The organism is Sphingomonas sp. 2378, from assembly GCF_038084995.1.
Taxonomy (GTDB): domain Bacteria; phylum Pseudomonadota; class Alphaproteobacteria; order Sphingomonadales; family Sphingomonadaceae; genus Sphingomonas.
In genome coordinates this window covers 1-11,027 of sequence record NZ_JAXCMJ010000070.1, presented here as the reverse complement: position 1 = coordinate 11,027, position 11,027 = coordinate 1, and the positions used below count along the sequence as shown (strand labels likewise).

Here is an 11,027-nt window from a genome sequence, read left to right as displayed (position 1 = left end):
GCGCCTGATCCCGAGCATGTCCCTCGATATACGCCATGACCGCAGAGTACACCGTCCCAGCGCGGCGGGGAATCCTCAACGCTGTTTTCGGACGATCTGGATGGTGAATTGGGAAAGCTGCGATCAGGGCAAGATGACGCGCCCGCCGTTGCTACTGCCGTGGCGCGATCGGTTGCCACCCTCCCGTTGGTTTCAAATTCGACAGCGGCGCTTTCCAATAGTGCCCTTGGAAAGGCTGGTCGAACGCTCTGCTAATGGCTTGGCCTGCCAAGGCGCAGAATAGCAGCGTACCAACTGCACCATGTGCAACGATCGCCAGATCGCCACCGCGATGTGCCGAGACGATCTGCGTCACTGCGTCGCGAACACGAGCTTGGGCGTCCACTGCCTTTCCCCACCCACGGACGCTGGTAGATGGCTGCGCGAAGAACGCATCGGCTACCTTCTCGAACTCAGCCGGTGGCAGGAAGCCCGTTGTGCTCCGGTCGTTCTCACCAAGCTGACTCGAAACGGATACGCCAATCCCTCTTGCGCCAGCGAGGATGCCTGCTGCTTCGATCGCCTTTGTCTCGGAACTCGACCATATGCTGCTTAAGCCGGATATTCCCGGTAGATGCGAAAAGGACCGCATCCGATCGATTCCGACCGCGCTCAAATGCCAGCGCTCGATCGGCGTATGCGGATCAACCACGACTTCCGGATGAGTGACGAAGTAAAGGTAGCTCATTTGAAATCCGTGTCCGATCCGACCAGCTCCGAGTAATAGCCAGCGAACGGTTCGGCGGGAACGTCCGTGGAGGGAATTGCTGAGCATCGGATATTCGCCGATGCCAGCGCTGCAGTGACGGCCAGATGAGCTGCAGGACGGCCATATGCACGGTCGTGACGGGGTATCGCCGTCCGGATCAGGCCTGGATTGCCTGGATCATCCCCGGCACGCCGATGAGTGTGATGGCGCGCCGTAGATTGTAGGCGAGCGCGGTCAGGCTGAACTCGGCGCGGACCTTCTCCAGCCCGTGCATCAGGAACGCACCCTGGTTCATCGACTGCTTGATCGTGCCGAACGGATGTTCGACCGTGGAGCGGCGAACGGCGAGGATGCCGGGGCGCTTTTCGAGGCGCTCGGCCATGCGCTCGATGAGGTGTTCCTTCTCCCAGCGGTTGACGCGCCGCCAGCGTCCCGTGGTGCATAGCGCCTTCATCTGGCAGCCGGCGCAGGCGGCGGGACTTGAATACTGGACCGTCACATGCCCGCGCGTGATCGAGCTGTGGCGGGTGTCGAGTATCTGCCCGTCGGGGCAGTGATAGGCGTCGGCTGCCGGATCGTACCGGAACCGCTCCTTGGGAAAGAGGCCGTTGCTGACGTTGATGCCCCGGTGCGGGCGGGGAATGTAGGGCGTGATGCCGGCCGCCTCGCAGGCTTCGATATCCTCGCCCTTGTGATATCCCCCTTCGACAGGCTCAGGACAGGCATGTCCGCGACCGCATCGATCCGCTCGACCCCGAGCGCCTCCATCGCCGCGCTGGCAGTGGGCGTGAGCAGGCCCATGTCGTTGCAGGCGTTGGTGACGTGCTGCTCGACGATCAGGCTGTGCTTCGCGTCTACCGCCACCTGCGCGTTATAGCCGATGGTCACCTTACCATAGGCGACCATCGCGCGCATCGGGATCGGTGAGCGAGATCTGCCCTTCGCCGCTTTCCTCCAACTGGCCCATGAGCGCTGCGCTGGCCTGACGCTGCTCGCGCAACCTGGCGATCTTGGTCGCCAGCGCCTCGGCGCGGCCGATGCTGGCAGCATCCTCGCCACGGTCAATCTGGTCCAGTTCGGCCAGGTAACGGTCCAGCCGCGCATCGGCCGACGCCAGGTACGTCGCCAACCGCTCGCGGCTGAAGTTGCGCGCCCGGCCGTTCACCGCCTTCAGCCGCGTGCCGTCCACCGCCAGCAATTCGCGCCCGAACAGGTCCAGCTTGCGGCACAGCATCACGAACGCGCGGAACACCGCCTTGAACGCGGCCCGGTTCTCGCGTCGGAAATCGGCGATGGTCCGGAAGTCCGGCCGCACCCCGCGCAGCAGCCAGATCAATTCAAGGTTGCGCGTCGCCTCGGCTTCCAGACGCCGGCTCGACCGCACCCGGTTGAGGTAGCCGTACAGGTAGAGCTTGAGCATGTCGGCCGGATCGTAACCGGGCCGCCCCGTCGCCTTCGGCTGCGTCCGCCGGAAGCCCGCGCTCCCCAGATCGACGTCGTCGACGAACGCGTCGATGAACCGCACCGGATTATCCGCCGCGACATAGTCCTCGACCGATGCCGGCAGCAGCAGCGCCTGGTTCCGGGCATGACCTTCGATGTATGCCATGGCCGAAGCCTACACCGTCACCGCGCGACCTGGAATCACGAACGCCGTTTTCGGACGCTCTGGATGGTGAAACGGGAATGCGCCGCTTTCTCGCAACATGATCCCGAAGACGCTTGTCCGCTCGCGAAGCTGCGGCCGGTATGGGTCAGGGATCTAGTCGTTCATTCGGTCGAACGTTTCGACAAACAGGTGCTGACCTGCACGGGAGCATGCGCCGCTTACCGAGCCCTTGCCTTGCCGACAGGCATCCAAGGCAACTCCATTTCTGCTCCGTCCATCATGTGAAGGCTGCGGGAGGTCTCACATGCCAACCGTACCCAACAGATGGAAGGTGAAACGGTGATGCATCGATGGGTCTATGCCGCGGTCGGATTGCTCGTTTGTGCAGGTGTTCCGGTGCTGATTCTGGTCAGCGCCAAGGTGTTCGCGCAGGTGCCGGGGGCCGGTAACGCATCTGATGTCTGCGTCAGCACCGGCGGGGTGAGTATCACCGTCAATGGCGGCGGTTATTGTCGGTTCCGGGACGGACGTCTTGTCGACGAAAGATTGTTTTTCGATCGTCGGCAAGGCCGGGCGGTCATGCCCAACCCCGCCAGCGTCAATTGCGGGCGAGACGGAGGCCGGGTGGAGGTCGTGAACGGGCCGGGGGGCCAGACGGGTTACTGCCATCTGCCGAACGGCGCCATCGTCGAAGAGTGGGCGCTTTTCCATGGGCGTTGATGTCGGGCGTGCGGCCAAATCTGTTCGCGAGGACGCACCCGTATCGCGATCACCGATAGAACACGCAGCCTCGGTCTGGTCCCGCAATCAACACGCGGTGCGCTCGGATGTATTTTTAAAGGATCATCCATTAAGAGCCCCGGCGCGATCCACTCTCAAGTTAGTGCCGATGTCATCAAACGGGCTTGAATCAGTCTATCTCGCCAATCGTGACAAAATTGTCCGGTTTCTTGTCGCACGTGGCGCCGGCGATGCGGCCGAGGATTTGACAAATGATCTTTGGGTAAAGGTATCAACGCTTTCACCAGGGCCGATCGCCAATCCGATGTCGTATCTGTTCCGCGCGGCGGATACCCTGATGATCGACCGTTACCGTTCACGAAGACAGGCCGAGCGCCGCGAGCAGGATTGGTATGAGCTGAGCGGCGATGGCGAAGCATCCCCCGAGCCTGCTGGCGAGCGGGTGATAGGCGCGCGGCAGGAAGTGGCGAAGGTCGCGACACTTCTGACCCGGCTGGGTGCGCGCCGGGAAACGATCTTCCGCCGTGCGCGGATCGACGGCGTATCGCAACGGCAGATCGCATCCGAACTCGGCGTCAGCCTCAGCACGGTGGAAGCCGATCTGCGGATCGCGACCCGCGCATTGATCGAATTGAAGGACGAATTGCGGTGAACATGACGATCGCTCGTCCGATGAAGGATATGGTACGATGACCGGCAGGAAGGTCGAGGAGCAGGCGCTGGAATGGGCGATCCGCGCCTCCGATCCCGAATTCGACGATTGGGACGGACTGACCGGATGGCTGGAGGCCGATCCGCTCAACCATGATCGGTACGACGATGCGTTGGCCGCGATCGCCGATGCGCGCGACAGCGTCGCCGCGACACCTGTCCAGACCGCGCGGGTCGCGGCCAATGACGAACGTCCGACGCGACAGGGCTATTGGCGCTGGGGGGGCGGAGCGATCGCTGCAACGCTGGTGGCGGTCGTCGGGATTTCCGTCTGGAACGATCGGGCTCAGCCCTATGCGGTGGAAACCGCACCGGGCGAGCAACGCTCGGTGCAACTGGCGGATGGCAGCGAGATCATCCTGTCCGGAGGCTCGCGCGTGACGCTCGACCGTTCGGATGTGCGGACCGCCAGCGTGGATCGTGGCCAGATGCTGTTCCGCATCCGGCACGATGCGGCGCATCCCTTTCAGGTGACGGCGGGTGATACGCGGATGGTCGATCTGGGGACGGTCTTCGACGTCACGCGCGATCCGGGCCGGACCCGTGTCGCCGTCGCCGAAGGCGCGGTGATGGTCGATCCACAGGGCGCGAAGCTCCGGCTCGATCCCGGCCAGGCGGTCGTGGCAACTGGTGGCGAACTCCGTCGCCAGCGTGCGGAGGATGTAGGGGGCTGGCGCGAAGGGCGGTTGACGTTCGATGGCGCGCCGCTGTCCGATGTCGCGCGTGATCTCAGCCGTCAGCTCGGTCGTACGGTTCGCGTCGACGCGGCCATCTCCGATCGGCCCTTCAGCGGGACGATCGATATCCGTAACCTGAAGGACGATCCCGGACTGCTGGGCCGCCTGCTGGCTGTGCGGGTCCGTGTCGACGGTAGGGCATGGGTGATGGGCAGCGATCGGTGAAACAGGGCGCGGCTGCGGTCGTCATAGGGCTGCCCGTCGCCATGATCGCGGCGGCTCCGGCGTCGGCACAGACCCTTTCGATCGATCTGCGCGCGGGCCGCGTCAGCGAGCAGGTGACGGCGCTCGGCCGCATCGGCGGGATCAGTGTCGTGGTGACGGACGCGCGCCTGTGGTCGAGGCCAGTGCCCGCGCTGCACGGACGGATGACTGCGGTCACGGCGCTACGTCTGATCGCGATGCGCTGTGGCGGTGAGGTCGAGGCGATCGATAGCGTGCTGTACCGGATCGTGCCCAGGCGTGCGCCAGCGCACCACCCCGCTCCACCAAGACCGCGTCCAACACCGGCGAAGACGCCATCGCCTGCCCCCCCCGCGCCCGACATCATCGTCATCGGCAGCAAGCGCGATCTGCCATTCGGCCAGACCGCCGGTCAGGTCGTGCGTGTATCGGGACAGGACCTCGACTTCGGCGGTGCCGGAGGAACCGAACGGCTGACGTCGCGCCTGACGACCGTTGCCTCCACCTATCTGGGGGCGGGGCGCAACAAGCTGTTTATCCGGGGCATCGCCGATTCCAGCTTCACCGGCCCGAGTCAGGCGACGGTCGGCCAGTATTTCGGTGACCTGCGGCTCGGTTATAATGCACCCGACCCTGATCTGCGCCTCGCCGATCTGGCGGCGGTCGAGGTGCTGGCCGGGCCGCAAGGCACCCTCTACGGCGCGGGATCGCTGGGCGGACTGATCCGCCTTGTGCCCAATCCCGTCGAACTGGATCGCATCGGCGGCTCGGTCGCGGTCGGCGCGTCCGCCACGACCCATGGCGCGCCCGGCGTCGATGCGCAGGGTGTCCTCAACCTGCCGATCGTAACCGACAGGCTCGGCATCAGGTTCGTCGCGACGGCGGTGACGGACGGCGGCTATATCGACAAGCCGCTGCTCGGCCGCAACGACGTCAACACGACGCGGATCGCCGGTGGTCGCGGCACCCTCCATTGGAAACTCGGTGATGGCTGGAGCGCGGAACTGATCGGCATCGGTCAACGTATCCGGGGAGCCGACAGTCAATATGCCGATCGCGATGCTCCGCCGCTTACGCGCGAAACGCGACTGGTCGAGGGGTTCGACACCGACTTCCGGCAGGGGCAATTCGTGCTGAGCGGTCGGATCGGCGATGTCCGGCTGCGGTCCTCTACCGGCATCACCGCGCATGATCTGAGGGAACGCTATGACGCGACGATGGTCGGGGGCGATCCGACGATCTTCTTTCAAGCCAATCGCACGCGCATGGTCGCCAACGAAACCCGCGCCTGGGTGACGCAACGGAACGGCTCCGGATGGCTGCTCGGCATGAGCTACACCGGCAATCGTACCCGATTGTCGCGTGCTTTTTTGTCATCGACCGAGCGCACGCCACTTGCCGGCGTTTCGAACACCGTCAGGGAAATCACCGCTTACGGCGAGGGTAGCGTCCGGGCGACAGCGGCGATCCTGTTGACGGGCGGCCTTCGCGTCAGTCGCTCCGTGCTGACCGGCACGGCGGAGAATGCTTCCGTGCAGGCCCTGCCCGGCCTGTCCGATACGGTGGCGACACGCCACGAATGGTCGGTGCTGCCTTCCGCCTCGTTCCTTCTCGATCTGCAACCCGGTGCGGCCATGTTCCTGCGCTACCAGCAGGGGTTTCGTCCGGGTGGCCTTGCGGTCGACGACCAATATGTCCGCCGCTTCGACAGCGACCATGTCGCGACGATCGAGGCGGGCTATCGTCTTGGCCGCGCCACGCGCGATCCGTTCGCCTTCTCGCTCACCGTCGCCCATACCGACTGGCGCGATATCCAGGCCGACTTCCTCGATGGCGCAAGTCTTCCATCCACCGAAAATGTCGGCGATGGCGACATCTGGACCGTCGAGGCGACCGCTTCGATCCGGCCGAAGACGGGCTGGCGGATCGAGGCCAGCGTCTCCCTCAACGACAGCAGCATCAACGAGCGCGAGCCACCCCATCCCGTACTGCAAGGAGCGCCGACCGATGGAGCCGGCGTCGCGTCGCGTCTGGGACCGATCCCGAACATCGCCGACGTCACGGCACGCCTGGGGATGGTCCATGAGGCGACGTTGACCGATCGCGTGCGGCTGAAGGTCGATGGCTGGGCCCGCTATGTCGGCCTGTCGCGACTGGGCCTGGGGCCGGTCCTTGGAGACGATCAGGGCAATTTCATCGACAGCGCCGTCAGCGCCCGCATCGGGTGCGAGCGTTTCGGCGTGACCGCCGGCGTGTCCAACATCCTCGACGTGCAGGGCAATCGCTTTGCCTTGGGCACCCCCTTCTTCACGGGCAGGGGGCAGATCACGCCGCTTCGGCCGCGAACCTTCCGCATCGGGCTGGACGCCGCCTTCTGAATTTTTTCACGGCATCGGCCACAGGGCTCCGTCATCACGGTGCTGGCACCGGCAGCCAATAGCCGTGTCAGGCAGGCGGACGACATGTTCAGACAGCGGCAATGCCAGCGAACGAATAGATCAACCGCCACATTTGGAACGCCGAAGCGGACAGACGATCCGGCTTCGCCAGTAGGGACGAAGATATGAAGTTTGTAGCATTGATGGCCACCGGGCTGGCTTCGGCGGGAGCGGTCATGCTGCCCGTTCCGGCTCATGCGGCCCAGAACACGGTCGAGATCGCCAATCCTGCCTCGGTCTATTGTGCCTCGATCGGCGGCACGTCTTTGGTGCGCAAGACGCCATCGGGCGCTGTGGGTTATTGCCGTCTTCCCAACGGCAAGGTCCAGGACGAATGGACGCTGTTCCGCAACAGCCAGAAGCGTTCCCCCACGCGTCGCAACGACGCGCATATGGGCAATCCTGCCGCGATCCATTGTTCCAGCATTGGCGGGACCAGCCTTACGCGGCGGACTTCGCGTGGCGACGTCGCGCTCTGCCGGTTGCGGAACGGCAAGACCGTCGATGCCTGGAATCTGTACCGCAGCGCCAATGGCAAGGATCATGACATGAATCCCCGGAACCGTCGCGCCGACATGACCAATCCGGCCGCCGCCTATTGCATCGAGCGCAAGGGTACCCTCGAAACGCGTCGGGAAGCGGGCGGCACGACGAGCTATTGCCACCTGCCGGACGGTCGCGTCGTTGAGCAGTGGAAGCTCTTCCGCGAACAGCCGAACGGCCGCACCCGCTAATCGCTGACGAAGTGAGCCGCGCGGTTGGGCGCGCGGCTCATAAGGCTGTCCCGGTGTCCCTTTGGCGCTGGGATATTGCCCAAAAGCGCCTCGATCCGGTCCGCCGAAAAAAAGTTCGAGGCAGGCCAAGGCAACTCGAAACCGGTGCCGTCTTGTGGATGTAGGGGGACGCAAACTGGTGCGGCTCGCTCGACCACAAGTTCCATTTCGAAGGACGATTTCAATGACTCTGGTTAGCATGTTCGCGCCCGCTCACCGCGGTGCGCGCCGGACCTCGGCTGCCCTGCTCGCGGGCTTCGCCGCAACGATCGTCGCGGCGGCCCCCGCTGCCGCGCAGCAGGCCGAACCGGGTGCTTATCTGGTCGCCCGTGCCGGTTTGCAGGTCGACTCCGACGTGAAGCCGACCCAGGTTCTGGCAAAGGGTCAGACCGTGGCCAAGACGACCCCGACGCTGCCCAGGAATGTCGACCACGATGCCGGCTTCACGGGCGAGCTCGGCATGGGCTATGATTTCGGCGGCATTCGTCTTGAGGGTACCGCAGGTTACAACACGGCCAATGTCAACGCGAAGGCGCTGAGCGACAAGAAGTATGCCGGTGCGGGCCGTACCAAGTCCTTCGACCTCGGCATAGCCGCCTATGTCGACCTGCTTCGTGACGCTCCGGTGAAACCGTTCGTTGGCGCTGGTATCGGCGCGTCGCGAGTGAATTATTCGATCGACCGCCACTCTGTGGACAAGATCCCTGGCGCGCTCCAGCCTGCGGTCGGTATCATCGACAAGGACTGGGGCTTCCGCTGGCACCTGGACGCTGGCATCAACTACGACGTGGCGCCGAAGACCTCGATCGAACTGCTCGGGCGCTATTCGCAGACCTCCGGCATGAAGATCGAGGGCGCGGCCATCGACGAGAATTTCAAGCGCCAGTCGATGGATTACAAGCTGAAGAACGCATCCACCTCGATCATGGTGGGCCTCCGCCAGAAATTTTGATGTTGGCTTGATCCTGAGTGAAGGCGCTGCCCCTGGGTTGGGAGTGGCGCCTTTACGCGTCGGTGTGATCGCCGTCTGAAAGAATGGTGGTCAAATCGGCCGCCGTTTTCTCGCAAGGGAGTGGTTGGTGAGGCGGCCGGGACGTTCCCAATGGGATGGAATTTCGAGAAAGCGCTGTGTGTGCTTCAATCGGGTGCAAACGCCAGAATGTTCGGCAGAAGCCCGGGAAAGCGCTTTTCGAGATCATCCCAGCGCAACACGTTGATGTTCTCTACGCCGCGCTTGGTGGTGCAGATCAACCCACTCTCCCGCAGCACCCGAAAATGGCTGCTCAGTGTCGATTTCGGCACTTGCAGGAACGGAGCGGTCGCGGCCGTGCAGTTCAGCCCGTTCCCGGCGCGGTGAAGCGCTTTCACGATCCGCAGGCGCGTGGGATCGGCCAGCGCCGACAGAACGTGGTGCAGCTCGAGAGCATCCGCGGGAGGGTGAACGAAACCGATCATCGCCAACGCCTATCAGGGGCTGGGCAAGAATTCCATAGTTCCGTATATCCGTATTACCGAATCAACGGCGCAAGGATATGGGCCATGACATACGCAGCATTCGTTACGGGGGGAACGGCCGGAATCGGGCTGGCCAGCGCCCGCGCGCTCGCAGCCACCGGGCGACCGGTCTACGTCACCGGCAGGACTGAGGAACGGCTGACCGCTGCGGCGGCCGAAGGTCTGATCGGCATCCGCGCCGATATGGCGACGAGCGATGGTATCCGGGCGGTAGCGGAGCGTCTGGAAGCCGATGGCGTGACGCTCGACGTTCTGGTGGCCAATGCCGGCACGGCTGAGACGACCAAATTCGGCGATGTCACCGAGGCCGATTTCGATCGCATGTTCGATCTCAACGTGCGCGGGGTCTTCTTCACCGTGCAGGCGTTGCTGCCCCGGCTCGCAGAGGGTGCGTCTATTATCCTGATCGGCTCGATCTGCTCGATCAAGGGCATGGCCGACCTCAGCGTCTACAATGCGTCGAAGGCGGCGGTGCGTGCATTTGCGAGGTCGTGGGCCAACGACCTTCGTGAGCGACGCATCCGCGTGAACACCCTCAGTCCTGGTCCGGTTCGCACGCCCCTCGTGCATCAATTGCAGGGGAAAGCCGATGGCTCGATCACGGCGTTCGAAACCTGGACCGCGCAGAACGCACCGGCCGGACGGATCGGCGAACCCGAAGACATCGCCTCCGTCGTCAGCTTTCTGGCCGGGCCGGACGCCCGATATGTCAATGGCGTCGAGCTATTCGTCGATGGCGGCCTCGCTCAGATATAATCGGATACTGGGCGGCTGGACCCTATGGTCCGCCGTCTGCCCACAAGCGAGCGGCCGGCAAGACGGCCAAGCCGTCCCATTGGGATGGTATAGCGGGAAAGGCAGCCAATAGCCGCTGTACGATCAAGATACGCAGACGGTGGCACAATCGCCTCGCTGTGACTTTTGCCTCTTATTTTGCGATAGCCACATAGCGTCGAAATCGGGAGAGTCCGTTATGCTAATCACCGCCGCCATGCTCGCAATCGCACAGGCTGGCACCTTGCCATCTCCGACCCCTGCGCCCGTCGTTCAAAACGAGATCACGGTTATTGGCAGGAAGCTTCGGGACTGGCGGGGCTCGATCATGACCAAGGATGGCTCGACACGTTGCGTCACGAAGAAGTCGACCGGTGACCGCGATATTGACCAGATCGGTTGCGACGCGATGCTAACATGCCTTCCCAGATTCGAGGGTGAGTTCAAGGCGGTGCTCTCGACCTCCCGCGACAAGGTCTCACGGAGGCGCATGAACGCAGACATCAGCCAACGTCTGACGGCATGCGTCGAGGAGCATCATGACAGGCTGGTGGAGGCACTTGCTGACCGGCGAGCGGGCGGGCGCTCGTGATCGGCGGGAGTTCTAGCGGGTGGTGCCCTACGGCCATTCCGGCCTTCCCGTAAACGAAGGTCGGGTGAGATTCCGGGCCACCGACCGTCCGGGCCGCGCGCTTCCAGGACGAATTTCCCGAAATCTGTTCCCGATTGCCTTTTCCCGAAATGCGCCATCGGACATGGAGTTTCGGGAAAGGGCGGGTCGTCTGAAAACCGGCGTGA

The 11,027-nt window shown here is 63.8% G+C and carries 13 protein-coding genes; 8 read left to right on the top strand and 5 right to left on the bottom strand.

Annotated features, from left to right (window positions below; all coding sequences use genetic code 11):
- Positions 1-151 precede the first annotated feature (151 nt).
- The 4 genes from SM191_RS18775 to SM191_RS18760 all read right to left on the bottom strand — a co-directional run bounded on the left by SM191_RS18775 (position 152) and on the right by SM191_RS18760 (position 2,357).
- Positions 152-727 (bottom strand): histidine phosphatase family protein, encoded by a 576-nt coding sequence (locus SM191_RS18775; protein ID WP_341507538.1) that lies wholly within the window; start codon positions 725-727, stop codon positions 152-154.
- A 178-nt stretch (positions 728-905) separates the two neighbouring features.
- Positions 906-1,247 (bottom strand): transposase, encoded by a 342-nt coding sequence (locus SM191_RS18770; RefSeq protein ID WP_341507537.1) that lies wholly within the window; start codon positions 1,245-1,247, stop codon positions 906-908.
- A complete protein-coding gene (locus tag SM191_RS18765) occupies positions 1,244-1,663 on the bottom strand; it encodes a hypothetical protein (protein WP_341507536.1) in 420 nt (139 codons plus the stop codon). The genes SM191_RS18770 and SM191_RS18765 overlap by 4 nt, the downstream gene beginning before the upstream one ends.
- Positions 1,638-2,357, bottom strand: coding sequence for a transposase (locus tag SM191_RS18760; RefSeq protein WP_341507535.1), 720 nt, complete (start codon positions 2,355-2,357; stop codon positions 1,638-1,640). Before SM191_RS18760 ends, SM191_RS18765 begins: the two co-directional genes overlap by 26 nt.
- Positions 2,358-2,681: 324 nt before the next feature.
- Here SM191_RS18760 and SM191_RS18755 point away from each other — a divergent pair, with 324 nt between their 5' ends.
- The 6 genes from SM191_RS18755 (at position 2,682) to SM191_RS18730 (ending at position 8,892) form a co-directional block, all read left to right on the top strand.
- Complete coding sequence (locus SM191_RS18755) at positions 2,682-3,077, top strand: DUF333 domain-containing protein (RefSeq protein ID WP_341507534.1); 396 nt, start codon at positions 2,682-2,684, stop codon at positions 3,075-3,077.
- Positions 3,067-3,750, top strand: a complete 684-nt coding sequence (locus SM191_RS18750) for an RNA polymerase sigma factor (RefSeq protein WP_341507533.1) — start codon at positions 3,067-3,069, stop codon at positions 3,748-3,750. Before SM191_RS18755 ends, SM191_RS18750 begins: the two co-directional genes overlap by 11 nt.
- 37 nt (positions 3,751-3,787) lie before the next feature.
- Complete coding sequence (locus SM191_RS18745) at positions 3,788-4,711, top strand: FecR family protein (RefSeq protein WP_341507531.1); 924 nt, start codon at positions 3,788-3,790, stop codon at positions 4,709-4,711.
- Positions 4,708-7,107, top strand: a complete 2,400-nt coding sequence (locus tag SM191_RS18740) for a TonB-dependent receptor (protein ID WP_341507530.1) — start codon at positions 4,708-4,710, stop codon at positions 7,105-7,107. Before SM191_RS18745 ends, SM191_RS18740 begins: the two co-directional genes overlap by 4 nt.
- A gap of 185 nt (positions 7,108-7,292) precedes the next feature.
- The gene (locus tag SM191_RS18735) at positions 7,293-7,901 is read left to right on the top strand and encodes a putative hemolysin (RefSeq protein WP_341507529.1); all 609 of its coding nucleotides are present in this window, start codon (positions 7,293-7,295) and stop codon (positions 7,899-7,901) included.
- Between the two features lie 238 nt (positions 7,902-8,139).
- Positions 8,140-8,892: an outer membrane protein gene (locus SM191_RS18730; protein ID WP_341507528.1), complete on the top strand. Its 753-nt coding sequence runs from the start codon at positions 8,140-8,142 to the stop codon at positions 8,890-8,892.
- A 185-nt stretch (positions 8,893-9,077) separates the two neighbouring features.
- Here SM191_RS18730 and SM191_RS18725 read toward each other — a convergent pair whose 3' ends face one another.
- A complete protein-coding gene (locus tag SM191_RS18725; RefSeq protein WP_341507527.1) occupies positions 9,078-9,395 on the bottom strand; it encodes an ArsR/SmtB family transcription factor in 318 nt (105 codons plus the stop codon).
- On the opposite strand from SM191_RS18725, the gene SM191_RS18720 reads away from it, so the two are divergent.
- Positions 9,378-10,211 carry an SDR family NAD(P)-dependent oxidoreductase gene (locus SM191_RS18720; protein WP_341507525.1) on the top strand — a complete coding sequence of 278 codons (834 nt, stop codon included), beginning with the start codon at positions 9,378-9,380 and terminating at the stop codon, positions 10,209-10,211. The genes SM191_RS18725 and SM191_RS18720 overlap by 18 nt on opposite strands.
- A gap of 217 nt (positions 10,212-10,428) precedes the next feature.
- Entirely contained in the window at positions 10,429-10,821 is a 393-nt protein-coding gene (locus SM191_RS18715; RefSeq protein ID WP_341507524.1) for a hypothetical protein, read from the top strand.
- The last annotated feature ends 206 nt before the right edge of the window (positions 10,822-11,027 follow it).